This is a genomic window from Desulfovulcanus ferrireducens, assembly GCF_018704065.1.
GTDB lineage: Bacteria > Desulfobacterota > Desulfovibrionia > Desulfovibrionales > Desulfonatronovibrionaceae > Desulfovulcanus > Desulfovulcanus ferrireducens.
Genome location: NZ_JAGUQP010000022.1, coordinates 21,850 through 47,432, shown reverse-complemented (window position 1 = coordinate 47,432; position 25,583 = coordinate 21,850). Strand labels below are relative to the sequence as shown.

Genomic DNA, 25,583 nt, shown 5'->3' with positions numbered 1-25,583 from the left:
GACCAAAAGCTGAGTTACGGTGTCTTGATGCACCAGAAAGTTGAACGGTCTGTCACGCCTAAATTCTTATTTCTTTATCTCTTAAATTTGAAAACAGGTGATGTAAACATACGAGAAAGTTGAGTCAGTTAATATTATACGCTCATTGAAATATACATCACATGGTTTCCTGTACCCCAGGAGATTGATGAGACTCTTCATATTTATAGAACCAGGTGTACTTGTTTAACCACCTTTCAAAGCTTTGGCATATCCACAGATTGTCATTGAAATAAATTTCTTCCCTCCTCACTTTTCTCCTGAGTCATTCTACACGGCAATTACGTCTAAGAAGGTTAATAACGGTCTGGCACGCCTTTGGAGGCTTTCGCCTCATTGCTGTTCGGAAACATTCAAAGCAAGCATAACGCTCTGAACAGCTCCATTAAAAATCATCGAAAGAACGAAAACATATGAGGTTTATTTGTCATGGGCAAACATTTTACCCTCCGGGCCAAACTATTTTGGATTTTAACTTGTTTGGTTATCATCACCTTGTGCGGCTCAGGGATAACAATTTGGTACACTTACCAGATTGATCACCTCTTTTCCGATGCTGTTGGTGAAGACATCTCCTCCCTATTTGTTGCTGAAGAGCTACAAAATACACTGATCATGCAAAAAGGATTTGTGACCTACTATTTTCTGCAAAATGATCCCCGGTGGCTTGAAAAGCTGGATGAGTACAATAATTCATTTATTGACTGGCTGCATAGAGCCAGGAAATATACCCAAATGAAACAGGCATTGGATATTTTAAATAAAATAGAATCCAAGTATATCCGCTATACTTTTGCCAGGGACCAAGTTATTGTCTTATACAAACAGGGTCAGAGAGAACAAGGAGCCAAAGAACACTGGAAAATCCGAGCTCAGTTTCTGGAACTAGTGGATTTGTGCACAACATATAAAAATCTATATAAGAATAATATAGAAAACACCTTGGCCATCATCCACAAAAAACACCAAACCATCAACGCCCTGGCTATTTCCCTTGTCATCTCATCTCTTATACTGGGTAGCTTTCTAGCTTATTTGATTTTTAAAAAGGTTCTGGAACCAATCCGCCAGCTGGTCCAAGAAACAGAGAATCCACGCCAATTTTTGCGCTTTGAAGACGAAATCAAGACCTTGAGTACGCACATCCATACTCTAATCCGCAATGTGGACCAAACCAAAAACAAGCTGGAAGTAAGCCGGGAACATTTGCAACAGACTGAAAAACTAGCCATGGTCGGCAAATTGGCTGCAGGCGTTGCCCATAGTATTCGCACTCCCCTGACCTCTGTAAAAATGCGTCTGTTTTCTCTGGAAAGGTCCCTCAAACTCAATGAAGTACAAAAAAAAGATTTTGAGGTTATCTCTGAAGAAATTAGGCATATAGACACCATCATGACTAATTTTCTAGAATTTTCCAGGCGGCCCAAACTCAAAACCCAACCTTTTGACCCTTCCGAACCAGTACAATTGGCCCTACAACTTATGCGCCATCGCCTTGAGTCTTACGGAGTTAAAGTCAAGATAGAAAAAGACACCGCTCTGCCTCGGGCAATGCTTGATATGGACCAATTAAAAGAGGTTATAGTCAACATCCTGGAAAATGCCTGTGATGCCATGGAACAAGGAGGCAAAATCCACATACAGATTCAAAAAGGGGTAGTCGAGCCTCTAGGACATGTGGTCCGGATCAAAATTTCCGATAATGGCCCCGGGATCCCCGCCCATCTGCAGGAAAAAATCTTTCAGCCTTTTTTTAGCACCAAAGAAGAAGGTACAGGCTTGGGCCTAAGCATTGCAAAAAGAATAATAGAAGACCATAACGGCTGGATCAATGTCCAATCCAAAACCGGCGAAGGTACTGTTTTTACCATTACTTTACCCAGTTTGGGAGAACAGAGATGGCTAAAATCCTCATAGTAGATGATGACCCGCAATTAAGGCAGAGCTTTGCCCGCCTCCTCTCAGACGAAGGATATCACGTCATTGCTGCCTCTTCAGCTGAAAAAGGCCTGGAGCTAGTCAAAAATGAGTTTTTTGACCTGGCTATTTTAGATTTACGTCTGCCTGGCATGAATGGCATTGAAGGATTTAAAGCCCTAAAGCGCATCAGTCCCAAACTGCCAGTGGTTATTATGACTGCCTACGGTTCCACTGAAACGGCCATAGAAGCTACTAAACTTGGAGCTTTTGACTATGTTTTAAAACCTTTTGATATTCCTGAATTTCTTTCCCTGATCCGGAAAGGCATTCAAGCAGGCAGGCTAATGCGCTCCAAGGTAGTCATGGATGCCGGCCTGGAGCTGGCAGACCCGGAAAGCATTGTTGGTCGATCCAGGGCCATGCAGGAAGTCTACAAGGCCATTGGCCGGGTAGCGCCCACTGACGCCACAGTACTCATCCGCGGAGAATCAGGCACGGGCAAAGAACTTATTGCCCGCGCTATTTATCAGCATAGTCTGCGCAGTAACAAGCCTTTTATGGTCATAAATTGTGTGGCTATCCCTGAAACCCTGCTGGAAAGCGAACTTTTTGGCTATGAAAAAGGGGCATTCACAGGAGCAGCTCACAGACGCATAGGAAAAATCGAACAGGCTAACGGAGGAACAGTTTTTCTGGATGAGATCGGGGACATGCCCCAGAGCATTCAAGCTAAAATTTTAAGGTTACTCCAGGAAAAAAGCATTGAGCGTTTGGGAGGAGGAAACTCTATTCCTGTAGATGTGCGCATCATTGCCGCCACCAACCGCGATCTTGAACAGGCGATTTCCGAGGGCAAATTCCGGGAAGATCTCTATTATAGGTTAAAGGTTGTCACACTAAACCTTCCACCCCTTCGTTCCAGAAAAAAAGATATAGCTCTTCTCGCTAAATACTTCATGAATATCCATGCAAACCAGATGGGGCTTAAAAACACCGGCTTGACTTCTAAGGCCATAAAGACTCTGGAAAACTATTCCTGGCCAGGTAACGTCCGGGAGCTATCTAATGTAATTCAAAGAGGGCTCATTTTTAGCCGAGGATGTCCTATTAGTGAATCAGATATTCTGCGGGCCATATCACAAAAAAACAAACAAGAAAAAAATAAGATTCAAAAAACAATTTCTGAGTCAGATATTCCAGTCTGGGTCATGGAAGCCCTGGCTCAGGAAGGACAAGACAATCTATTTCAACGCCTGGTGGATAAATTTCAGGCCTTGGTTATTGGCGAGGCCCTAAAAATCTGCAATGGCAACCGCTCTCAAACAGCCAAACTCCTGGGTCTTTCCCGGCCCACACTGCTGTCGAAAATGGAAAAACTAGGCATTGAGACCAAAACCGTGGTTAAAAAAAATTGACTCAACTTTCGGAGTTGTCTAAGTCGCTATAATTTCAATACTTTTGGAGAGCGGATTTTCTGAAATGCATTACAGACGGCTTGGGCAACACATCTTGGCGAAGCCTGCGGAAAAGATGTGCATAGGGAGACTACCTCACAAAAATTGCGAAATATATCATGAATACAGAAAAAGCTTTGAATAACATTTAACTACTAAAAAACCCCTTTATGCACAGCCCGCAAGCGAGCCTTAGATGTGTCCAAGTCTTTGTTAGCATTGAAGAAAATGTAAACGCAAATTAACTCCGAAAGTTGAAAAAATTGATTTCTCATTTTTTAAGAACTTGTACTGTATTTCCTATCCAAACACACGCAAAGCTGCCGTAAGTCATTAATCACCACCCGGGGTCTCAAGCCCGTTACCCGCTCATCTCCTTCCCGCCAGCGCAGTGATCTTCTGTCGCCAGCAAACAGGGCTGTTTTCCACCCTATGTGCATTGCTGGCCAGATATCTTTAAGCATATCATTCCCCACATAGAGCACCTCGTGAGGCAAAATATTTTTTTTCTGGAGCCTTTTTTGTAATCTGGAAAAAAGATTAACCGATGGTTTTGCCATGCCTTCCTCATAAGACCAGATACAAAACTCTGCCTGAAAACCAATATCTGGAAGGGAAGCATGGAGCAGGGTCTCTAAAATAAGAGGAGTATAAAACTGGGCATTGGAGATGATACCCAGGACAATCCCTCTTTGCTGCAGAGTGCCAAGTGTTTCCTTAAGCCCGGGCATGGGCCAGACCGGATTAACGCGGAGCTCATAGGCCAGGGCCAATTTCTGCAGGGAAAGCTCATCCAGCTGTTCTATCCCCAGGACAGCACTTGCTTGGCGCCAGATATCAAGAATATTGACCTCAGGATAGTCTATCCCCTGTTCCTGTTTTTTGTTATGTTCCTCTTTAATCAACTGCTGTAGGATGCTCGTGCCCCTGATATCTTTGACACGAGGAAAGTGGGACGCGGAGACGGATGGACACGGAGACACGGAGAGGCTAGGCACCAGACCTGCATCTTCTATTGCCTGCCAGAAGATATGTTCATGAGCGTCAGCGCCTGCTGCCGCATCTCCAGTGTCAGTGCCGATATCGCCAGCTGCGGAAACGAGCATGGTACCATAGACATCAAAGATAACGGCCCGTGCGTGTAATGAAGCAAGTTCTGGCGGGCAATTGGTGGGAATGGGGTTTAAAGGACGGCTTAAACTATGTATAAGCTGACATAACTCTTTTATGTCGTCCATATCAATCAACTTTTAACAGCATTAAGCGTTCTGGCGCCAGGAATAAGTCCAGCAATTCTTCACCATTCAAACAAGATAAAGACGAGACCGGACTTGCAGCCACCTGATTATAAATTGCTTCCAGTTGCTGGCCATAACGCTTAAGACTATACTTTTCTTTTAAGATCTGGCGATGGATAGCAAGACAAGCCTGAATATCTTTAAAAGACGGCAGGCTACAGGGGTGCAGACACATAACCTCTCCGGGACTATTTACTATCCGGTGCAGGACACTGGCCTGTAACTCCTCATCCAGGCAACCGAAATCCACGTTTTTATCTTTAACCCATACGGAAAGAACTCGCTCTACATCATCCGGCCCGGGTTCACGGCCGTATGCATGAAAACTCTTCTGCAACCCTTCTCTGGCTTTACGTTCAATTACATCCAGCCCCAGCCATTTTACAGGTACTTCCAGCCGTTTGTAAAGCCAGGGCAGGGTTAGTCCCTGTTTTTTAAAGTCAGATGTTATCTCCGGAATGTCTCTTCCAAAAAGGGGACGATTTAAGAGCCAGGGTTCCAAAAAAGCCAGACCAAAACCTTCGCTTATGCTGGTAGTTAGCAAACAATATGCTTTTTGCAAAATAGAAGTAAAATCATATTGAAGTGCCAGTTCAAAATGAACAGGCAGATTGAGGGTGTGGGCAAGGGTTTTCCATTTTTCAAACTGCCTTCTGGCAACAGGATTTAGTGGCCCCAGGGTGGTAGCAAAAATATTTTCCTGCGAAGCTAAACTTGCCCAGAGCAAAAACTCGCCCATGTTTTTGCGACGTATGCCCCTTGTGGGATAGAGCCACAATTTTTTTCCCTGCAACAGAGAGCAAACCCTGCCTGCTCCTGCCTGCTCCCCTTCCTCTAAGTTCTCAATGCCTACGGGATTAGGTAAAAGGTGAAGCTGGCGGCTATCCCCGCCAGACTGCATGAGAAAATTCAAATCGCGGCTATTCAGGAGCGCGTAGTGGATATGCGTGGCCACTGGATAGAGCAGAGAAGAAAGTTTATCCCTGTCCCCCTCAGCTAATTTCCGGAGCATCATTTGATAGTTTCCAGGCCGACCATCCTCGGCAAAATCGTGGATATGCAAAAGAAGACGCTCACCTTTCCGAGCCAGTTTGTGCAAAGCGCACGGTAAGACAAGATTTTTGCCTAAAGAGGGATTGTGCACATGCCACAAATCAGGTTTCCCGCCCAGAGCTTCATAAGCAGCTTCTTCTATTTCCTGCACCAGTCGGTCAGCACTAATCTCCGGACGGCAGTGCTCATATTGTAGTCCGGGGATAAGACGCCATTTTCCGTCAATATCTTCCTGCGGAGGCCCACCGGTTAAAACCACAAAATTGATCTCGCTACACTGCAACGACCTTAAGATATGGTTGATAACCCGGGTTACGCCTCCTGGTTGAAGATGATAGTGAATTAAAGCAACGCGCATAATGATAGTTAGTGCTCACCCTGCTAAATCCAGTGTAGCTGGGCTGGCAAAGCCAGTGCTAACACTTTTTAACAGGGTGAATGTTTATTTATGTTGGTTGCGGTAGACCTCTAGTTCAATCATGGGAGGCCTTTCTTCCTCAAATATTTCATAGACAATCTGTTCATGTTGTTCGCCATGGGCCTGAAACTGACGCAAAAAAGTGGGCAGCTCAGGTAAACACTCCACGATCCCTCTTTGTTTAAGCCGTTTAAAAAACACGCGCAGAATGCCAAAGGCCATCTTGCCGAGAGCCTGTGTAGTCTGGTGGCGGTGGACTCTGCGGTCAAGGTCGGTCTGGGCCAGGGCATCCAAGCCCCATTCTGAATAGACATCAATAAGATGGGATGTCTCCACTCCATAACCTATCGGAAAAGGGATCTTTTCCAGGATCTCCCGTCTGGCCGCATATTCTCCAGAAAGAGGTTGCACCAGGGCAGTCAGTTCGGGGAAAAATAAAGAAAATAGAGGCCGGATCAGGATCTCTGTTACCCGACCGCCTCCCGATGGCCTGATTTGACCGGAAAGGGCCAGTGGGCGATCGTAAAAGGCTTTCACATACTTGATCTCGCGACGATAAATGAGGGGTGCAACCAGGCCATAGACAAAACGGGGATGGATATTTTTTATGTCCGCATCAACATAGACAATAATATCGCCCTTTAGTTGATAAATGGCCTTCCATAAATTTTCACCTTTACCGCGCTTGGCGCCCATCTGAGGCAGTATCTCTGCTGACAGATACACATCCGCTCCAAAGGAGGCCGCCACTTCCAGGGTTCTGTCTGTAGAGCCGGAATCAATTACAGCCAATTCATCTATCAATGGGTAACGATCCATCAGCTCTGATTTAAAAATCACCACTTCCTTGCCAATGGTCTTTTCTTCATTCAAAGTTGGAATACACAAAGAAATGGTTAAGCCTTGTTTCTCCTTTTCTTCTACGAGCCGGGAAATATCTTTAAATTGACTATGATGAAAAGTATTTGACTTTAACCAGCTGTTGATGTTCTGCACTGATGACCTCCGTCAATTGCCATAAGAATACCAATTAACTGTGCAACTCCTTTCATAATGGGTTCAATCTCAATGAATTCATCCACATAGTTGACATTTTCCGCATGGGTTATGCCTATGCATAGGGCCGGTACCTGGTACTCCGCAAAGGCAGAAATAATGGGAGAATAGATGCTATCCTGTGGAGATATGTCAAGGGCATCCAATATCTGTCGTGCCCGCAGGACAAAAGGATGACCTGAATCCAGACCGCCTGATTTAGTGCTGGCGATCTGCTTCAGGTGAGCCGACACACCTGGCTGCTGGGCAATGCCATCCAAAATATTATAAATGGAGCCGGTTATCTCCTCAATTGTCCGGTCGCAGTTACTACGCAACTGAAACTTGAGAAAACCGTTGCGGGCTGGATATTTATAAGAAATCCCCCCTCCAATAGAACCAAGGGTAAAAAAAGTATGGTTTTCCTGTGGCAGATGAATAGCATTAAGCTGCGCTACAATCTGACATAAAATATTAATTGCACTCTCCTGACTTATCTTGCGGTTTATCTGACAGGTGATCATCCCGCCAAGAGAGGCCATGGAGCGGAAATTGAGCCGGCCAAGGGGTGAGCCTTCAATGACAATGGCCGCATGGATGGGTTGTTTGCTGTTAGCAAGAAAAAATTTCAATCCTTCCTGATTGCCCTGATCCAGATTGCGTACAGAGGCCATTAAGAGAAGATTGTTTTTCAGTTGAATATCCAATTTCTCAAGCAGGATGGGCAAAGTAGCCAGAACAGCCAGTCCCAGACTGTTGTCAGCAACTCCCGGCCCAAGAACACGGTGTGAATTCAAGGTATAGGTATGGTCTTCATTGGCTGCAAAAGGAGTGTCCGCATGTGCTGTGAGAAGGATAGTCTCATCTCCTTTTGTTCCAGGCAAAATGGCCAGTCCGTTGCCCAGTTCATCTGTGGAACAATTTTGCAACCCACATTCGACAAAACGCTCCTCCAGAAAAGAAACTCTTTTTTGTTCACCAAAGGTAGGAGCCGGTATTTCACCGATTAAAACCAGGTTGGCCAAAAGAACCTCTCGCAAGGGTTCCAGTACAGCAGTAAGCCCCCTCACCCGCTCCAGAACTTTACTCAAGTCCTTTTCATTCATTATTCACCTCCCCCCTGATGTTGAAACGGAGAATGGAAGAAACAAAGAATCGGGGATTTTTTCTCCGCTCCTCCCCATCACCGTTTCTCTGTTACAACATTCCCCCGTCCTCGTTTCAGCGAGCACCTAAAGTGGTTATCGCCCATAAAGGTTGAGAAAATTATTAGTCCTTTTAAGAGTCTGTGGCCAAACCCCATTTTGACTGCCAGATTAGAAATCCTGGTTTCTTGAATGAATTGCAAAGGACTGGGCAAGCAAGCTATAGATGGGTCCTGACATTTGCACCAGCACGAAAGAAATCAGGATTGAAAAAATTATGAAAATTTGCCCTCTTAAGTAAGGTTCGGCCCCTGACTCTTAAGGTGCTCGACCATAGTCGTCCTCCAGTCGCTCAATATCGTCCTCGCCAAAGTAATCTCCCAGTTGAATTTCAATAAAAACCAAATTTTCGACCCTTTTATTTTGCACCCGGTGAATTACTCCGCAACCAATGTCCACCGCATCCCCCGCCCTGAGTTGAAGCTCTCTGTCATTAAGAGTGACAACTGCCTCCCCCCTGACTATCAGCCAGTGTTCCTGGCGGCGCTTGTGCCGCTGAAGAGAAAGTCTCTGGCCTGGTTTGACCACAATCCGCTTTACCTTGTGGTCTGGTTCATCAGCCAATACGGTAAAACTTCCCCAGGGACGGCGTTCGGTTAACTGGATAAATTCTTCTTTTGTTATCTGAGCCGTCATAGTTGCCCTCCATCCAACACTAACGCTCTTTCAACCAGCAACTTTGATAGGGACTGAGATAAACATCGTCCTCCATCACAATATTGCTTATAATATCTTTCATTTTTTTACCCTTCAGCGTACCATCTAAATCAGGAAGACGAATACGCTGCTCTTTATCGCTCACATTGTGAAGACAAAAAATATCTCTCGTTTCCCCGTTTCTCAAAATTGCCCTTCTGACAACCCCAAACAGTTCATCTGGCAAATCCAGAACCTCCTGAACGGCGTCGGGATGGAAAGCAGGCTCCTGGCTCCGTTTTCTTAACAGGTCGATATAGTTGGAAAATACTCTGGAGGTTACCGTTTTAGGGTCTGAGAGGAGCTTTCTTAACTCCTCATCCTGAAAGCGTGCTCTGTTAATAGCCCGGTTTTGACCGGTCTTTTGCACTCCTTCATAGTTGTTGCCAGTGCCCATGAGGCTATGGAAGTAAATGGCAGGGATACCCTGCAAACTTAGCATAATGGTCTGGGAACAAATGAAACGATCTATCTGCCGATTCACATCCTGGGGTTGTTTGGGATCTTTTAGAGCGTCAAAATAGGTAATATTCAACTCATAGGGTCTTTCCACGCCATTTGCGCAAGAACGACAGGATACAAGTCCGCCAAGAGAGCGGATTGTCTGAACCAGTTCTTCAATCTCTTCTTCTTTCACTAATCCCTCTAAAGGCCGCACACCTATCCCATCGTGAGAGGCTGTAAAATTGAGGTAAGTACATCGGGGGCCAGGGGCAGTGAGTTCGGCCGCCCACTCACGCAAATGCCTGGCTGAACCTCGGTGCAGTGTATAGAGTAAAAGAGGAGGCAGGCTGAATTGATATACCAGATGGGCCTCGTCTCCCTCCCCAAAATAGCTGATGTTTTGCGAGTGCGGCAGGTTGGTCTCTGTCAACAGAAGAACTCCAGACGCCAAATAGTCTGTTATGTCTCTGAACAACTTCACTATTTCATGGGTTTGCGGCAGGTTAATGCACGGTGTCCCTATCATTTTCCATAAATAGGCAATGGCGTCCAAGCGAATAATCCTGGCCCCTTTTGAGATATAAAAGAGCAGGATGTCCAGCATCTCCATCAGGACATCGGGATTGGCGTAATTTAAATCCATCTGGTCAGAGCTGAAAGTAGTCCAGACATATTTTTTTCCATAAACAGTTTGCACCTTGGTAAGAAGAGGCGTGGTCCTGGGCCTTACTACCTGAGCAAGATCATCGCCAGGATCAACTTCCATAAAATAATCCATGGCTGGCGCAATTCCACCAATGTAATCCTGAAACCAACTTGAACAACGGGAAACATGGTTTAAAACCAGATCCACCATGAGGCGGAAGTCCTGGCTGATTTTTTTTATGTCCTCCCATTCTCCCAGAGCAGGATCAACCTTTCTATAATTAATAACAGAAAAGCCGTCATCAGAGCTGTAGGGGAAAAATGGCAGAATATGGAGACATTCAATGGTCCCCTTCACATAATCCTGTAAAAAACGGTGCAGGGTAAGAAGTGGCTTTTCTGCCTTTTTTCTCACCATGTCGCCATAACTGATAAGAAGACAAGTCTTTTCGTCCCACAGTTTGTCAGGACGACATTGTTCTCTTAAAAAGTCATACCGGGCTAACAAGAGTCCAATACGTTTCATGAGCCGCTTTTTATATTTTTCTCCATAAAGAAATTGCAGCCTTTTCTCTAATCGTTGTTTCAAGACGTCAGTAGAACTCCACATGTTCTATTCTCCATAAGATATCTGGCTTATTCTAAATATAGTGTGGTTTTAAAATTAACCTGTTTTTTACTTTAACTCAAGAGGTGGTAAGATTTTTTAATTATTCTGGAGTAATTTTCAGGAAAGCAAAAGATTAACTGTATAGGATTAGGTGCAATGATTGCTTTACAATGCTTCTAACCAATTAAAAATATTGATTTCCCATATCTATTAAAGCTAGATCCTAAACGCCAGTTAAATTTTGGGAAAGTAGAAAAGACAGGAAATTAAAAGGGGCTAGATCTTGCCCCTTAAGAGAGGAGAATTTGTTTTAAACTTGATTTTTTATGTTATTAATTAATATTTGCAATCCATAGCGAAGCACTGGATAGCTATAATAGCGTTTTGCCAGTTCATAGTTGTAGTCAACCTGTTGTTGACGATATTCGTGGTTGTATAAAAGCTTTTTGGCCTCTTCTACCACGTGGGGAGTGATAAAACCATCCATTACAGGGACGCGAAATCCTTTAGGTTCAATGTCTCGCACCCATACAGGATAGCGGTTTACAATAACGGGGACTTTAAAGTAAAAGGATTCCAGAAGGGCATTGCCAAACCCTTCATAGATGCTGGGATAAATGACCAGATCGGCATGCTGATAGATATCGTGCAAAACGTAAATCTTTTTTCCCTGACAATTGACATGGCGCCGATAGTTGACCCGCTCCCCAAAAAAACGGATGTCCACTCCCACGGACTCGGCCAGGGCCATCAACTGTTCTTGATACTCTGAGCCCTCATCTCCGGCCGGATGAGAAACCACCAGCTTACAGCGTGGATCATTTAATCGTTGCAACAGGTTTATACTGTGCTCAATGCCTTTGCGAGGCACTACACGGGTTGGCTGCAGAATAAGTTTATCATCAGAAGAAAGACCTATTTCCTGACGCAGATCAGCTGAGTACTCATCAGGAGGTAATGGCGGGCGATGAAAATTAATAACATTGGGAATGAGAAGAGAAGAAACTCCCTTACGTAATGCCAATTCTTCCCTGGCCGCCTGATTAATAACCACATGTTGCAGATGGAAATCGCGCGGTGGAAAGGCCATGTCCAGAAAATCAGGGACACAATTGACCTGGAAGCGGCTACGTTCCCAGTAAAAATCATGGTGATGAGCTATGGCCGGCATCACGGTTTCGGAAAGAAATTCTGTAATGGCAATACCTAGGGGCAGATGCATGGGTATTGCCAGGGCGTTTTGAATGATGAGCAGAGTGAGGTCAAACTCTTTGACAAAATCATAAATGGTGCTTTTCAGATATTCAGCCAGGTCGTGGATGTAGCGGGTAACTTTAGGGGAGCGATGCGTACGCCCCCAGATATGTTCATTAATCCACTCGTTTGCAGGATGTTTGAAATAGGCCTCAGGAACACACATAGAAAACTTGCGCCACCTCTCCAAAAGTCCGCCATACCAAAAACAGACATGGCCTTGCTCCTGTAATACCTCTGCCCATTTGGCAGCTTCCAGGGATACGCCGTCAGTCCCGGCAAAGCGAGTGGAAATAAAACCTATTCTTTCAGACATACTGATTACCCGTTTTAATAATAAAATAAAAATCAAGTTGTCACTACTCAAGCCATTTACTTTGTGTCAAGCAAGGTTAAGACTAGAATTTACAAAAGAAGCTAAGAAGTTCAGGGCAAGCGCATCTAATTTTTTATTTTATCACGTCTGCTCTGTTGGTTTCAATAGAAAGAATGTCTTTAGTAAGCCCTGCCTTTCCCGGGACAAACAAGTAAAAAAGTAAAAATTTTGCTTTATTGCTTCAAAACTTTGGTTATTTTAGCGTCAATTTAGATACGGAAACTCTGTTAAGAGGTTAAAAGGAGCCATATTTATGTATGAAAAGAGGTTACGCCAGCATGCGAGTCATATCCTCGCTGCCGCTCTTAAATCTGTGCAACCCCAGGCTGCCATTTCTGGTGCCCTGAACTATAGAGATTCCCAGTTGAAAACCGGCACCCACTATTATGCTCTCAACACTTACAAAAAAATCGTAGCCATTGGCGCTGGCAAAGCAGGTGCTGCCATGGCCGTGGCCGTGGAATCTCTTCTTGGAGAACGGCTTAATGGTGGCTTGGTAGTAGTAAAGGATGCCCACACCCTGCCCACGAAAAAGATACGTCTTTTAGAGGCTGCCCATCCGGTCCCTGATGAACGAAGTATCAGGGCAGGCCAAGAGATTCTGGCGTTTGTGGATAGACACAGGTCTAAAGACACCCTTTTTTTCTTTCTTCTTTCTGGCGGAGCTAGCTCTTTACTGGTTGCGCCTGCCCCAGGTATTACCCTGGAGGACAAACAAAAAGTAACGCGACTTCTCCTGGCAAGCGGAGCCAATATTCAGGAAATCAATGCCATACGCAAGCACTTAAGTCAGATTAAAGGCGGGCGCTTAGCCCGTCACCTACACCCATCAACTACAATAAGCCTGATTATCAGTGATGTGGTTGGTGATCGGCTGGATGTTATTGGCTCAGGACCGACAGCAGCAGATTCCAGTTCCTGGGCAGACTGTCATGCGATTCTCACTCGATATGACCTCTGGGACAAACTTCCGGAATCTGTGCAACAACTGGTTTTACAGGGCCTGAAAGGCATTATTCCTGATACGCCATTTTCTGACGAAGAGTGTTTTAAAAATGTTTCCCATCACATTATAGCCTCCAATCGCCAAGCCCTTCTGGCCGCAGCCCGGGCTGCCTCCTCTCTAGGATATGCTCCTCTTATCTTAAGTTCCAGTATAGAAGGGGAGACAAAAGACATTGCCCGTGTGCATGTCAGTATAGCAAAAGAGATCTTAGAAAGTGGTCATCCAATGGCCCCTCCCTGTTGTGTAATCAGCGGAGGAGAGACCACAGTGAGCCTAGGCGAGTCATATGGGCTCGGTGGCCGCAATCAGGAATTTGCCCTCTCAGCCGCTCTGGAATTGGAAGGATTAAAAAATGTCCTTATATTGTCGGCCGGTACTGATGGTACTGACGGGCCTACTGATGCTGCTGGCGCGATGGTGACAGGTTCAACCACAGCCAGAGCCAAAAAATTAAACCTTGATGCCAGAAAGTTTCTCCACGAGCATGATGCCTATACTTTTTTTAACCGCACACGCGAGCTAATAATAACCGGGCCTACTTTGACCAATGTCATGGACATTCATCTGGTTTTAGTGGGTCAAAGAATTAGTTAAAATCCTCTCATCAATATCCCGAATCATTTTCCGCCAGTAATATTCACGACTATTTCTGTTGCCCATGATCATATCGAGTTGCCTGGTGTGGATTAGCAGGTAACCTAAAATTTTAAGCCTGCTAACCATAAACTTGCGCTCAAAGCGGTCTATGCGGGCAAACAGGGCATCTTCTCTGACTTTGGCCTCAAAACCATACTCTTCCAATATTTGGCCAACAAATTCCGCCCTCGTTTTGCGTCGCCTGAGATCAGCTGCTCCACCCTTAAACTGGAAGCGAATGTAATTTTCCTGCCTCCGCTCACCAACCAAGGCCTCAATACTGGAAAAATGGAAACCAAACCTTGACTGAAGGTGACAAAAATCTCTGGAAATCATAAAATAATTTCGCATGGCAAAATCAGACCTAAGACTAGGAACCAGATTGGGATTGGTCGTGGCCTGCATGAGCACCGACATGAAGCCATGCTTGTCCAATTGGGGTGGGCCCTCCCAGGGCACAGCCACAATACCCCGCCATAGGGCAAGCATGGGCACAGAACGGATATCCTTCAAATGCACGTACTTTCCCTGCACACCTTCCTTGAACCCATCATCTAAATCAATGACCCACCACTGCATAGGCACGATGGACTTAAGCTGCTTAGGGGCCAATGAAGCAAAATCATGCTCCCGGCCAAAATTAAACATCTCTATGACCGCCTTTTCATGGGCAAACCTGGTAATATCATGCAGGGTCCGGCAATAAGAAGGTTTAAATTCAATATCTTCAGGCTCCAAAAGGTTTAAAGGTACAATATATTGGCAAACTTTTTTTAAAGTTCTATAGACCGGATAATTTTGATTGAATTTTTTAGCATCTTCTCTCTTGCAAGTTAACATATCCACCTTGCCTGGAAAAACAGCTCTCAAATCTGCATCTAAGGTTATTTTTTCTCCCTGTTTTAACTTATCCATGAGCCCTTTGACTCCAACCAGGGCAGGCACATTAAATTCACGTGCAACATTGGCCAGATGTCCGGTTACGCTACCATATTCGGTAATAACCCCGGAAGATTTGGGTAAAACCATGGCTAGCCTTGGCGACGAATTCCTGGCTACCAGGATACTTCCTTCAGGGAAGAGCACCAGGTCTACATCCTTTTCAACTTTGTAGACCTCTCCCAAACCGACTCCTGACGCTGCTGTCTGGCCTCCTGTAAACAAGGGTTTAGCAGGTATATCTTCCAGCTTTGTATCTATATTCTCAATCAAATTTTGTATAAGCGGCCTGGTTTGTAAAATATAAACCTGTCCATCTTCAGAAATACTCCACTCCATATCCTGTGGAAACCCATAATGTTCTTCACAAGCCAGGGCCAAACGAGCCAGAGCAAGAGCTTCTTTCTTGGAAATGGAAAACTTTTTTTGCATTGACTCACTGACTTGCTCACGCATTACTCCCTCATCAGGAACTAAACGGTAGATTAGCTTTTTTGCTCCTAATTCAGCCTTATCAATACGGAGTTCAGGGTCTCTGGCAATGAAAAACATATCCGGTTCAACAAGACCGTCCACAATAGCTTTGGCAACACCCCAGGTAGAAGAGATATGGATGCGTTTGTCCTCAAAATTAGTAGGATTCATGGAATACATGACGCCGGAAGAGCGGGCATTGACCATGGGCATACACCCCACACACATGGCCACGTCTTCGTCTTTTAAACCCAGGCTAAAACGGTATAATACGGCCTGGGGCGTATATTTGCTGGCTACAACATCTTTATAGGCCTGTATAAGGCTTTGTTTGGAAATATTTAACTCTGAACGATACTGACCGGCAAAAGAGGTCTCTGCCGAATCCTCACCCAGAGCACTACTACGCATCGATACTTTCAGACCACTTCCCCATTTTTCCTCCAACCTGGCATAAGCATCAAATATGGCGGCTTCAAGGTCCTGCGGCAAAGAGGCCTTTAAAATCATATTCTGAATCTGAGAACACAATTCAAAAAGTTTCTCTGTCCGCTCAATGGGTGTTGCTTGAAGCATCCGTGCAATCTCATCCAATAAATTATTTTTTTCCAGAAAACGAACATAAGCCGAGGCAGTAATCACAAATCCATCAGGGACATTGAAGGAAAGTTTATTCTTCAGTTCCCCAAGATTAGCCATTTTAGAACCCGCTTCATGGGCAAAACTCTTATCAATCTCATCCAGAAATAGTATCGGTTTTTTGCCCTTTCCAATCTTTCTTTCCCTGAGAATATTGTCTATCCTGGTGTTTAGTTCATGAAAAACCACCTTTAAATCATCATATTTGCCTGGTGCCAGCTGACATAGGTTTTGAACCATTGTATATACATTTGTGCAAACCAATGTGCATCTGGAGCGGACAAAGGTCATGCCGAAAGGTCTGCAACCATGCAAGGCCTCTTCTAATTCTGACATAATTTCCAAGGCCTTGTTATTGGCTCCCAAAAGTTGTTTAAAACTATAATAGCGGGCCTTGAATTTAAGTCGCAACTGCCTGGTCCTTTCCGGAGAAAGTTTTTGGTCTTTTTTTTCTTTGGAAAAAATTTTCTTAAAAAAATCGAATCCCGCCATACCTTATGACTTCCACGCTCTCTAAACATTAAAAGTCTGTGGCCAAACCTCATTTTGACTACCAGATTTGAAAAAATTATGAAAAGTGGTCCGCTGAGTAAGGTTTAGCCACAGACTCTTCTACGTTTTAAAAAAACTAGACTTCTTTTTTAGCCCCTGAACTCATCTCAAGTCCCATCCCTTCAAAAACAAAGAAGATACCATACCCAAACCACAACGTATAGATCACATAAAAAATCAGGGCAAAAGTCAGGACTCCGGCCTTTTCCTTTGCACTTCGAGCCTGGATCCCATAAAAATTATATCCTACTTCCACGCCCCGCTTGACCACTTCTGAGATTAATTTTGCGGCCTTAAAATCTTTTTGCAGCTTAAGTTCCTTATCGAGTTCTTTAAGCAGCTTCCACCAGATATACAAGGTTTCTTTTCCATTCAAAGTATATTTCGCTTTCACTGCCTGGTCGTTGTTGGCAAACATATTCTGAGCGTCTTCTAAAACCTGTTCAATGAGCCTGCCCAGATCTCCCCGGACATTTAACTCCTGCCCTCTGGCCTGGCTTTCCACGCCAATCCTGGATAACATAACCTGGGCCTTATTACTTAGTTCATCAGTTAGAGTTATAGTCACATCAATCTTATGCCCCGAAAATGGCTTGTTCATATCTCTTAACTGGGGAAAATAATTGGTCGAGCCCTTGGCAATGGTATTAAACAGGTTGTCCGAGGCATGAAAGGCATTTTGACCATTAAAAGAGGGTGTAAACATATAATAGAGCACCGCAAAAAAGAACACCAATAAAGTTAATCCTAGCTTAAAATGCTTTTTATCTTTAATTAACATGAGTTATGCCTCCCCGCGTAGTACTTTTATTTTTTTGAAAAATGTTCCGATAACCCAGATGGCAAAAATTGAGATGACCACAAAGAACCCCCAATTACCGATCATGGTCAATGTCTCAGCTGTGCCTGGAGATATTGGGATAATCTTCATTTCTCCCAATTTTCCAGGTAAGGCAAAAAGACGGTTCACGAACCCTGAAAGAATGGCCAATGCGTAGAAGCCGCGGATATAGACGCCTTTGACCACTTTAGTAGTCAAAGCTCCGATCTGAATACCCAAAAGAGAGCCTAGGAGCATGCCCATAGCCAAGGTATAGAAAATAAAACCATAAATAGCATACTGGCTGATAGAAGCAAATCCGGCAGTAAAGATAATCTGTAGGATATCCGTGCCTACGGTAGTAAAAGAAGACACCCCCAGGATATAGACAAACATGGGGAAGGTTAGGAAGCCACCCCCAACACCCATAATCGCGGCCACAAAACCAACAATAGATCCGCACATGGCCACAAACCAGGCGGAAATCTTCTTGCCTCCGGGAACTAAATCCTCATCAAAAGTGATCATGGGGGGGATATGGGCCTTTTGCAACCTGGCTGGTAGCCCAGGCTCAGTAGAAGGACCGCCATGCACATCCCCACCAATATCGCTTTTACGCGATTTTAAAAAGTCAATCATGGCATAACTGCCCAAGAATCCAAGCAAAAGAACATAGACAATACTGATAAACACATCACTTAAGAGCGGATTGAGTTCATAAATAAACCTGTTTAAAATTCCCCCCCCTAAAACTCCGCCAATGGAGCCAGCTAAAAAGGCCACTGCCAGCCCAACGGATACATTGCCTAATTTTTTGTGTACAGCTGTACCCATAATGGCTTTGGCAAAAATATGAAAAAGGTCTGTGCCCACGGCCAATATTCCTTTGATACCAGCACTCATCAAGGCAGGGGTAATAATAAATCCACCTCCAGCGCCAATGCAGCCGGTAATAAGACCGGCACAAAGGCCAATGAGAATAGATACCAAAAAAATGAATGGCGTATAAAAAGCAGGGGCATAAGCCTTTTTGCCACCCAAAACAGTCGGCAGGTCAGTGGCAAAAGCAATGGACCCCAGGATGATGGGTAAAAGCATTATGCCCAGAATACACAGTTTTCTTTTGTCCTTTAATATATTCATAGAAGTCTCATAGTCCCACCTGGCATGAGCCTTGGCCGCAGCCATAAGTCCCTGATAAAGTCTTTTCATCTTCTATTTTCCTCCTCTTGATAGTCTACAATTAATACCATTCACTATTTACCAAGTTGCCACACATCCCCCTCCCACCTTGCTATTTTCCTGTAAAATCTTTTTTTGATAGGCATCCTCCATTTTAAACAAGAGCTCATCCAGGCCCACAGGCTTTAGCAAATAATCAAACGCTCCCAGTTTCATACCCTCTACTGCAGCTTCAAGACTGGCATGGCCAGTAAGCATGAACACTTCCACCAGGGGAAAGCACCTTTTTATCTCCCGTAAAACAGAGATGCCATCCATACCGGGCATCTTAACGTCCAAAATCACAATATCCATGGGATCATTAGTCAAATATTCCAGGGCCTGCTCACCGCTGGTCACTCCTTGAACATCAAAATTTCTGCGCCGAAGCCTCTTGGTCAGGGTGTCGAGAAAATCCTTTTCATCATCTACGATCAGGATAGAAAATTTAGACATCATTCTCCTCCCCATCTTTCTCAGCGGCTTTGTTCCTGGTTGCTGAGCGGACTTTGCTTATCAATTCCTCAAAAGCACATGGCTTCATTAAGTAATCAAAAGCACCTAAAGCCAATCCTTCACGGGCAGCCTGTTCTGAACCATGTCCGGTGAGCATGATCACTGGCATACCCGGAGCCATTTTTTTAAATATTTTCAAAACTTCTAGCCCATCCATATCTTCCATTTTCAGGTCCAGCACAGCCAGGTCAAAATCCTGTTTGCGCAAGGCCTGTATACCTTCTGTCCCGCTTAAAGCCTTACGGACGCTTATTCCCCTGCGGGCTAGCCTTTTTGATAAAACGTCCACAAACCCCTGCTCATCATCTACAAGAAGAATATGAAGGGTGTCTTTATCATTTTTTTGCATGGCTTTAATCCCACGATTTTCTGGATGTAATTTCCTTCATATGAGCATCAATAATCTTTTGTTCGTGTTTTAATTTTTTGTCTTTTGCCTCCTCGATCTTGGCTATAAGCTGATCCAGATCAGACGGCTTCATTAAGTAATCAAAAGCACCCAATTTCATGCCCTCAATTGCTGATTCTACTGTGGCATGACCGGTCAGCATGATCACTTCCACCAAGGGAAATTCTTTTTTGATTTCTCGCAGGGTCTCGATGCCATCCATGCCTGGCATCTTTACATCCAGAATTACCACATCTATCAAAGGCATTCTCTTAATCTTTTCTAAAGCTTCTTGACCGCTAAGGGCAGATTCCACCTGAAACCCCCTTCTAGCCAACCTTTTAGTCATGGTGGTCACAAAGCCTTCTTCATCATCGACTAAAAGCAAGTTAATGGCCATATCCATCCCTCCTATTTGTTTATTGGTATCTTTATATGAAATGTTGTGCCTACACCTACGGCACTGTTAACCGTAATTTCACCACCCATTTTTTTAATTATCCCGTAGCAAATGGACAGGCCCAGGCCCGTGCCCTTACCCACGGGCTTGGTCGTAAAAAAAGGTTCAAAAATACGCTGCAAATTGGCCTTGGGAATTCCCTTTCCGGTGTCAGCCACGGCTATAACCACGTAGTCTCCCTCGCGTCTGCTGGTAATGCTGATCTTGCCTCCTTTTTTAGGCTCAATGGCATCAAGAGAATTGTTTATCAAATTTAAAAGAACCTGCTGCATCTCCGAAGGCGAAGCATTAATTTTAGGCAGGGCAGGAGTGAGTCTGGTTTCAATCTGCACACAATTATACCTGGCCCTTTTCTCAGACAGTGCAACGACTTCGTCTATTAAATCGTTGATTTGCAGGCTTTGCACCCTCGAATCTATCTTGCGCGCAAAACTCAAGAGCTTGTGCGTAATCTCTTTGCATCTGGCCCCTTGGGTTTTGATCTGCTTCAAAGCTCGTATAAACTCTTCCAGGTTCTCACTCTGTTTAAAGTCTTCGTCTTCTAAAAGATCCTCAATCCAACCCGCCTCCTCAACCATTATAGCCACAGGATTATTTATCTCATGGGCAATACCGGCAGCCAGTTCTCCCAAAGAAGCCAACTTACCAGCCTCGATAACCTGCTCATTCGTCATCTCCTTTTCCAGGTCTGCTTTGCGGATCTGTTTGACCATTTTTCGGGATAAAAAAATGGCAATAAATACAATAGAGCATCCGCCAATGGCTAGAAGTAGCAGAGAGATATTTCTGGTCTGATAGAGATCTGAAAAGGCATCGGCATCAGCCTGCTGAAAAACCAGGACCCAATTACCTTTTTTTAAAGGCGTCAAAAGATAGATGGTTTCATCACCCATCTCATTTTTAATATGATGAAAATAAACCAGATTCTCCGCGCGGACATGGGACACTAATGTTCTGTAAAACTCTTGATCAAAAGACAGAGTTACCCGCGGCTTGGTCTGAAACTCTCCCTGTCTATTTAAAATATAGGCCAATCCTGTTTTACCAATGCGAATATTCCCCACCAAATTATTAAAAGCTACGAAATCAATTGTGGCTCGTAAAATCCACTTTTGACCATTTTCCTCCTTTAGAACGGCGATAATAAAATGTGGAAGTCCCCTAAGACCTAAAAATACATCGCTAATATAAAATTTATTTATTAAAACTTCCTTAAACCACTTAGCCTTAGAATAATCTGCCCTGGCCAGTCTAAAAGGGCCAGCATAAGCCATTTGTATCCCTTGCTCATTTACAACTCCCAAGTCTACAAACACTTGTCCGTATTCTTGTTTTAATATGTGTAATTTTCTCGCTAAAAATTCATTTTTTGAAAACTTATCGTATGAATATGATTCAGATAAAACCAAAATATCAGATAACTTTTCATTCAAAAACGAATCAATACTTTGTTTATGTTTTTCCACCATCTCTTTTAAATGAGCTATGACTTTTTCTTTATAGGATGTATTAAATTTATATCCAATAATACCATTAATCAAAATTAGAGGAGTAAAAGCAGCCACAATAATTAATATGACCATATTTCTGGTCAGACTACGATAGTAATTTTCATCATGAATAATTTGTTCCTGCATACAATAACTTTCTCTTGTCAGATATACTTAAATATGGAGCGAAGCCCTCACAATTATTAGGCAATAGCCATGCCAAAAATAAAAGACCTAACCTTTTGAAAAACCAGTTTTTTTCTAAAAATTTTGGGATGAAAAAAATAATTTGTGTTTTTTTGTGTCAGAATATTTTACACTTTGTAAAAAAAAATGGACAAGCAGAGCATTGCTCACTCAAAAGATAAACCGCAGCTAACCTGCCTCTCTGCTTGTCAGAGCTGAAGGACGGCTTTCATCTTCCGTTAAAATTACCATTTTCTACTAGCCATTTGTTTTCGCCAAGAGACCATAGAGGTATTGAAGTAGGAGAAAGGTGAATAATACTGGCAATTCACCGCTCGGATTAGGGGACATAGGTTTTTTTGGGACCACACAAAAACAACATCTTTTCCAAATTTCAATTTTTTTTGTGACTTTTTGCGCAGTTGGTTCGTATATATAAGTAAAAGTAAAAAGAACGGCCGTTCTAGTGGCTCAGGTTTAATCTTTAATTAAAAAAAGGGGGACTACATGTTTGCAAAATCATTCACCATGAAAGCTTCGTTAGTAACTGGCATACTTTTTTTGGCCGGCTTGATCTTGCTTTTGGCCGGAACCAGGGTGCAGGCGGAAGACACAGCTGTAACCACAGACACAGCAGTTAGCGTTACCACTGATACAGCCGTCACCACCACAGACACAGAAGTTAGTGTCGCCACCGAAACAGAAGTTGACCCGGTTGCAGAGTTAACAACCGCCCTGGAACAGGTCCAAGAGGCAAGTTCGGAGCTGGAACAGGCTGAAATGTCGGGAGATACAGAGGCGATCGAGCAGGCTCGCCAGCGCCAAAGTGAAGCCCAAAAGACCATGGAACAAAATCTTGCCAACATTGCCGGTGTTAATCCCGAAGATATCGCTGCAATGCGTGAAGCAGGTCTGGGATGGGGCCAAATAGCCCAGGAGTTAGGGCTGCATCCCGGTCTTCTGGGGCTTGGACACCAAAAAAACGAACCCGTGCAGGTACAGGCACGTGTTAGGAACAAAGGAGAAGAAACTGAACTCCAAATACGGGAACGGACGCGCGAAATGGTCGGAGAACGTATGGAAGCTACTTCCCGCGACTTAAAGGGCGAATTTTCCAAACATGGCCTATCTAAAATGGATTCAGGTAGCGAAGGTATTGGCCTGGGAAGCTCAAACATTGGTTCACGATCATCACATAGTGCTGGCGGAACAGGACATGGCCTTGGCTCCTCCCATGAAAGCGGCCACGGTGGTGGACACGGCGGGGGAAGTAGCGGAGGTGGTAGCGGCGGAGGTAGCGGAGGTGGCGGCGGCCACGGTGGTGGAGGCCATCGCTAACTCTGTAGAGGCTACAACTCTATAATTAAGTCGCAAGTATTATTAATCCGCCCCATTTCCTTTACCTTCGAAAGATTAAATATTAATGAGATTATATTTCGCAAGGTTCAAGAGAAATGGGGCTTACTAATTCAAGCAACCCAGATTTATTTTTGCTATAAATAAAACAGCAAAATTCTCTCTGAAACTTATAGTTAGCATATAGCGAATTAATTATTCTCAACTTATGGATGCCTCTGACGAACAGCGCATAATCAACCGAGTTTTAAAAGGGGATACCAATGCATTCGGTATCCTCGTTAAAAGATATCAAAAACCTATTTTTAACCTCATGTATCGGATGTCAGGATCCCTTGATGAAGCTGCAGAGCTGACGCAAGAAGCCTTTATCAAGGCTTATGAAAAGTTGGAGCATTTTCAGCCTGGAAAAAAATTTTTCCCCTGGTTGTATGCAGTGGGGATAAACCATGCTAAAGATTTAATACGCAAAAACAAACGCCACCTATATTCTGAGGAGAACTCTGAGAAGCTGCCTGAATTAAGCCATTTGTCAGACCAGCAGGACAGTATGAACGACAGCTTGGATTTCCAGCAGATAGAAAAAGCCCTTGTCGGGATGCCGCTAAAGTACCGCGAGGCGATCATTTTGCGCTACCGTGAAGAGATGTCCATGCGAGACATTGCTCAAGCCCTGCAAATTTCGGTCAGCGCCGCCAAAATGCGCGTTAGCCGCGGGCTAGAAATGCTTCGCCGATCTCTCAAGGGGGGGGGGGGGTGAGTGATGAACAAAAATTTACCAGATAACTTCAAAACAGATATCTCCGGCAAAGACTTGAACGAACAAGACAAAATGGAGGAACTGCTCCACCTCACCCGTATGCTGCGAGACATGCCCGATCATGAACCACCTCCAAATCTGGCCGATACGGTCCTACGCTCACTTAAACCCAAAAAACTCTCTGTATGGCGACGTTTATACCTTTGGGCTGTTTCTCCGCGTTCTATAACCATTTCCCCGGTGAAACTCATGCCTGCTGCAGCGGTCTCTCTAGGCCTTATACTGTTTGTACTCTTCAACACATTGCCAGGCCACAAAAATCTTCTCAGCGAAAACGAACGAGGCGAGGATCTCGTTCCTGTCACGTTCATATTGCATTATCCGCAGGCGCAGGCTGTCAGCGTCATCGGCTCATTCAACCGATGGAATCCAGCCGGATTCGAAATGCGCAAGGAAAAAGAGAAAGACTTTTGGGTCCTGGAAATTAAACTCCCTAAAGGCCGCCACGAATACGCTTTTCTTGTAAACGATAAAGAGGTGGTGGCCGACCCTAACGCCGCGTTTCGCAAACCAGATCTATTCGGCAATACAAACTCTATCATTTTTGTCAGCGATGGACACGAAAACTCTATTTAAGAACAGTTTGCTCGCTATTTTGTGCGTATTTTTACTAGCTTTGTGGCTTAATCCATCCATGACCTACGCCCAAAGCCCAGCAGCAAACAGTAACTTAATAAACAAGGCGCGCACAGTTGGAGTATCAGAGGCTGTCTTGAACCGGGTGCTTTCACTGGGGGCGGCACATCAACTTTCTTCGGCAGACATCAATCTCTTTTTGCACGCCTTGGTTTCTGCACAAAAAGAAAAAATTCCTCTTAATCACTTAATGGACAAAATCGAGGAAGGCCTGGCCAAAAGGGTCCCTCCCCGGATCATAGCCCAGGCGCTGCAACAGGAAATAGACAACTATTGCTATGTCCAAGAACTGCTCCTTGGGGTAATATCTGAGCCTGCGGACAAAATAATATCCAGTGAAGACTTTAATGTGTTGGTAGATAGTCTCAATTTAGGTATTTCTCGCCCTGAGTTGGCGCGTTTCATCGAGTTAGCCCCTTCAGCCTCATTGCCTATGCTTGCTATTGCAGTGGAGAACTTAGCGTTATTGAAGCAGATAAACTTTAATCTGGAGCTCGCTGAACAAATTCTTTTCACTGGTTTACGTTTCAAATGTTTTACACCATCGTGGCGTTATCTCGCCAGGGTGATTGCTGCTGCCCGGGAAAGGGGCATTTCAGACCAGGATATTGCTAAGATAACATTGCAGACCATTCGCAAAAAGGACGATTTCAAAGGCCTTATGAACTCGCTCGGATTTACTGGTCGTAACCTGCGCCATGGGCCAACTATGGGGCAGCCTGATAATACACAGACGCCACAATAGTGCTCCTGAGTCTGTGGCCAAACCCCCATTTTTAGCCGCTGATTGAAAGTCTTGGTTTCTGAAATGCATTACAAACGGCTTGGGTAACCCAATCTTAGTGATACTTGCGGAAGAACAGAGCATCGGGATGAATGGGCTAAATATTTTGCGATACTGACCATAACTATCGATAATAAAAGAATATTTTTTTACCCAAAGTATCCCATTATGCTCTGTCCGCAAGCAAGTTTTGAGAACAGGTCCAGGTACTTA

Annotated in this window: 21 protein-coding genes; 7 read left to right on the top strand and 14 right to left on the bottom strand. The window is 44.3% G+C overall.

Annotation, left to right across the window (positions count from 1 at the left end):
• The first annotated feature begins 468 nt into the window (after positions 1-468).
• Complete coding sequence (locus tag KFV02_RS08640) at positions 469-1,956, top strand: sensor histidine kinase (protein WP_252381141.1); 1,488 nt, start codon at positions 469-471, stop codon at positions 1,954-1,956.
• On the top strand, positions 1,938-3,374 hold the full coding sequence (locus KFV02_RS08635; protein WP_252381140.1) for a sigma-54-dependent transcriptional regulator: 1,437 nt from the start codon (positions 1,938-1,940) through the stop codon (positions 3,372-3,374). Before KFV02_RS08640 ends, KFV02_RS08635 begins: the two co-directional genes overlap by 19 nt.
• A 317-nt stretch (positions 3,375-3,691) precedes the next feature.
• On the opposite strand, the gene KFV02_RS08630 is transcribed toward KFV02_RS08635, so the two are convergent.
• The 7 genes from KFV02_RS08630 to KFV02_RS08600 form a co-directional block, all read right to left on the bottom strand.
• Positions 3,692-4,651 (bottom strand): HAD family hydrolase, encoded by a 960-nt coding sequence (locus KFV02_RS08630; RefSeq protein ID WP_252381139.1) that lies wholly within the window; start codon positions 4,649-4,651, stop codon positions 3,692-3,694.
• A gap of 1 nt (position 4,652) precedes the next feature.
• Entirely contained in the window at positions 4,653-6,122 is a 1,470-nt protein-coding gene (locus KFV02_RS08625) for a glycosyltransferase family protein (RefSeq protein WP_252381138.1), read from the bottom strand.
• A gap of 84 nt (positions 6,123-6,206) precedes the next feature.
• Positions 6,207-7,178 (bottom strand): glucosyl-3-phosphoglycerate synthase, encoded by a 972-nt coding sequence (locus KFV02_RS08620; protein WP_252381137.1) that lies wholly within the window; start codon positions 7,176-7,178, stop codon positions 6,207-6,209.
• Positions 7,154-8,323 (bottom strand): zinc-binding metallopeptidase family protein, encoded by a 1,170-nt coding sequence (locus KFV02_RS08615; protein ID WP_252381136.1) that lies wholly within the window; start codon positions 8,321-8,323, stop codon positions 7,154-7,156. The genes KFV02_RS08620 and KFV02_RS08615 overlap by 25 nt, the downstream gene beginning before the upstream one ends.
• 357 nt (positions 8,324-8,680) lie before the next feature.
• On the bottom strand, positions 8,681-9,058 hold the full coding sequence (locus tag KFV02_RS08610; RefSeq protein WP_252381135.1) for a phosphomannose isomerase type II C-terminal cupin domain: 378 nt from the start codon (positions 9,056-9,058) through the stop codon (positions 8,681-8,683).
• A gap of 19 nt (positions 9,059-9,077) precedes the next feature.
• The gene (locus KFV02_RS08605; RefSeq protein WP_252381134.1) at positions 9,078-10,817 is read right to left on the bottom strand and encodes a sugar phosphorylase; all 1,740 of its coding nucleotides are present in this window, start codon (positions 10,815-10,817) and stop codon (positions 9,078-9,080) included.
• Positions 10,818-11,127: 310 nt separating this feature from the next.
• Positions 11,128-12,387, bottom strand: coding sequence for a glycosyltransferase family 4 protein (locus KFV02_RS08600; protein WP_252381133.1), 1,260 nt, complete (start codon positions 12,385-12,387; stop codon positions 11,128-11,130).
• A gap of 313 nt (positions 12,388-12,700) precedes the next feature.
• On the opposite strand from KFV02_RS08600, the gene KFV02_RS08595 reads away from it, so the two are divergent.
• Complete coding sequence (locus KFV02_RS08595) at positions 12,701-14,047, top strand: glycerate kinase type-2 family protein (RefSeq protein WP_252381132.1); 1,347 nt, start codon at positions 12,701-12,703, stop codon at positions 14,045-14,047.
• Here KFV02_RS08595 and KFV02_RS08590 read toward each other — a convergent pair.
• The 7 genes from KFV02_RS08590 to KFV02_RS08560 form a co-directional block, all read right to left on the bottom strand.
• The gene (locus KFV02_RS08590; protein WP_252381131.1) at positions 14,024-16,633 is read right to left on the bottom strand and encodes a PEP/pyruvate-binding domain-containing protein; all 2,610 of its coding nucleotides are present in this window, start codon (positions 16,631-16,633) and stop codon (positions 14,024-14,026) included. The genes KFV02_RS08595 and KFV02_RS08590 overlap by 24 nt on opposite strands.
• A 136-nt stretch (positions 16,634-16,769) precedes the next feature.
• Positions 16,770-17,474, bottom strand: a complete 705-nt coding sequence (locus KFV02_RS08585; protein ID WP_252381130.1) for a hypothetical protein — start codon at positions 17,472-17,474, stop codon at positions 16,770-16,772.
• A gap of 3 nt (positions 17,475-17,477) precedes the next feature.
• Positions 17,478-18,725: a sulfite exporter TauE/SafE family protein gene (locus KFV02_RS08580; protein WP_252381129.1), complete on the bottom strand. Its 1,248-nt coding sequence runs from the start codon at positions 18,723-18,725 to the stop codon at positions 17,478-17,480.
• Between the two features lie 48 nt (positions 18,726-18,773).
• On the bottom strand, positions 18,774-19,193 hold the full coding sequence (locus tag KFV02_RS08575) for a response regulator (protein WP_353617325.1): 420 nt from the start codon (positions 19,191-19,193) through the stop codon (positions 18,774-18,776).
• Positions 19,183-19,599, bottom strand: a complete 417-nt coding sequence (locus tag KFV02_RS08570) for a response regulator (protein WP_252381128.1) — start codon at positions 19,597-19,599, stop codon at positions 19,183-19,185. Before KFV02_RS08570 ends, KFV02_RS08575 begins: the two co-directional genes overlap by 11 nt.
• A 4-nt stretch (positions 19,600-19,603) precedes the next feature.
• The gene (locus KFV02_RS08565; RefSeq protein WP_252381127.1) at positions 19,604-20,038 is read right to left on the bottom strand and encodes a response regulator; all 435 of its coding nucleotides are present in this window, start codon (positions 20,036-20,038) and stop codon (positions 19,604-19,606) included.
• Positions 20,039-20,049: 11 nt separating this feature from the next.
• A complete protein-coding gene (locus KFV02_RS08560; protein ID WP_252381126.1) occupies positions 20,050-21,735 on the bottom strand; it encodes a sensor histidine kinase in 1,686 nt (561 codons plus the stop codon).
• 546 nt (positions 21,736-22,281) lie between these two features.
• Between KFV02_RS08560 and KFV02_RS08555 the strand changes: the two genes are divergently transcribed.
• The 4 genes from KFV02_RS08555 to KFV02_RS08540 all read left to right on the top strand — a co-directional run bounded on the left by KFV02_RS08555 (position 22,282) and on the right by KFV02_RS08540 (position 25,331).
• Positions 22,282-23,112 carry a hypothetical protein gene (locus KFV02_RS08555; RefSeq protein ID WP_252381125.1) on the top strand — a complete coding sequence of 277 codons (831 nt, stop codon included), beginning with the start codon at positions 22,282-22,284 and terminating at the stop codon, positions 23,110-23,112.
• Between the two features lie 226 nt (positions 23,113-23,338).
• A complete protein-coding gene (locus KFV02_RS08550; RefSeq protein ID WP_252381124.1) occupies positions 23,339-23,890 on the top strand; it encodes an RNA polymerase sigma factor in 552 nt (183 codons plus the stop codon).
• A 3-nt stretch (positions 23,891-23,893) separates the two neighbouring features.
• Positions 23,894-24,526 carry an isoamylase early set domain-containing protein gene (locus KFV02_RS08545; RefSeq protein ID WP_252381123.1) on the top strand — a complete coding sequence of 211 codons (633 nt, stop codon included), beginning with the start codon at positions 23,894-23,896 and terminating at the stop codon, positions 24,524-24,526.
• Positions 24,527-24,584: 58 nt separating this feature from the next.
• The gene (locus KFV02_RS08540; protein ID WP_252381122.1) at positions 24,585-25,331 is read left to right on the top strand and encodes a hypothetical protein; all 747 of its coding nucleotides are present in this window, start codon (positions 24,585-24,587) and stop codon (positions 25,329-25,331) included.
• Positions 25,332-25,583 lie beyond the last annotated feature (252 nt).

Bases quoted from the DNA above. Each gene is read 5' to 3' on its own strand.
- KFV02_RS08625 (WP_252381138.1), bottom strand. From the start codon at position 6,122: ATGCGCGTTGCTTTAATTCACTATCATCTTCAACCAGGAGGCGTAACC.
- KFV02_RS08570 (WP_252381128.1), bottom strand. From the start codon at position 19,599: ATGCAAAAAAATGATAAAGACACCCTTCATATTCTTCTTGTAGATGAT.
- KFV02_RS08615 (WP_252381136.1), bottom strand. From the start codon at position 8,323: ATGAATGAAAAGGACTTGAGTAAAGTTCTGGAGCGGGTGAGGGGGCTT.
- KFV02_RS08540 (WP_252381122.1), top strand. From the start codon at position 24,585: ATGACCTACGCCCAAAGCCCAGCAGCAAACAGTAACTTAATAAACAAG.
- KFV02_RS08630 (WP_252381139.1), bottom strand. From the start codon at position 4,651: ATGGACGACATAAAAGAGTTATGTCAGCTTATACATAGTTTAAGCCGT.
- KFV02_RS08600 (WP_252381133.1), bottom strand. From the start codon at position 12,387: ATGTCTGAAAGAATAGGTTTTATTTCCACTCGCTTTGCCGGGACTGAC.
- KFV02_RS08640 (WP_252381141.1), top strand. From the start codon at position 469: ATGGGCAAACATTTTACCCTCCGGGCCAAACTATTTTGGATTTTAACT.
- KFV02_RS08590 (WP_252381131.1), bottom strand. From the start codon at position 16,633: ATGGCGGGATTCGATTTTTTTAAGAAAATTTTTTCCAAAGAAAAAAAA.
- KFV02_RS08585 (WP_252381130.1), bottom strand. From the start codon at position 17,474: ATGTTAATTAAAGATAAAAAGCATTTTAAGCTAGGATTAACTTTATTG.
- KFV02_RS08565 (WP_252381127.1), bottom strand. From the start codon at position 20,038: ATGGCCATTAACTTGCTTTTAGTCGATGATGAAGAAGGCTTTGTGACC.
- KFV02_RS08550 (WP_252381124.1), top strand. From the start codon at position 23,339: ATGGATGCCTCTGACGAACAGCGCATAATCAACCGAGTTTTAAAAGGG.
- KFV02_RS08580 (WP_252381129.1), bottom strand. From the start codon at position 18,725: ATGAAAAGACTTTATCAGGGACTTATGGCTGCGGCCAAGGCTCATGCC.
- KFV02_RS08545 (WP_252381123.1), top strand. From the start codon at position 23,894: ATGAACAAAAATTTACCAGATAACTTCAAAACAGATATCTCCGGCAAA.
- KFV02_RS08605 (WP_252381134.1), bottom strand. From the start codon at position 10,817: ATGTGGAGTTCTACTGACGTCTTGAAACAACGATTAGAGAAAAGGCTG.
- KFV02_RS08560 (WP_252381126.1), bottom strand. From the start codon at position 21,735: ATGCAGGAACAAATTATTCATGATGAAAATTACTATCGTAGTCTGACC.
- KFV02_RS08635 (WP_252381140.1), top strand. From the start codon at position 1,938: ATGGCTAAAATCCTCATAGTAGATGATGACCCGCAATTAAGGCAGAGC.
- KFV02_RS08595 (WP_252381132.1), top strand. From the start codon at position 12,701: ATGTATGAAAAGAGGTTACGCCAGCATGCGAGTCATATCCTCGCTGCC.
- KFV02_RS08555 (WP_252381125.1), top strand. From the start codon at position 22,282: ATGTTTGCAAAATCATTCACCATGAAAGCTTCGTTAGTAACTGGCATA.
- KFV02_RS08610 (WP_252381135.1), bottom strand. From the start codon at position 9,058: ATGACGGCTCAGATAACAAAAGAAGAATTTATCCAGTTAACCGAACGC.
- KFV02_RS08575 (WP_353617325.1), bottom strand. From the start codon at position 19,193: ATGATGTCTAAATTTTCTATCCTGATCGTAGATGATGAAAAGGATTTT.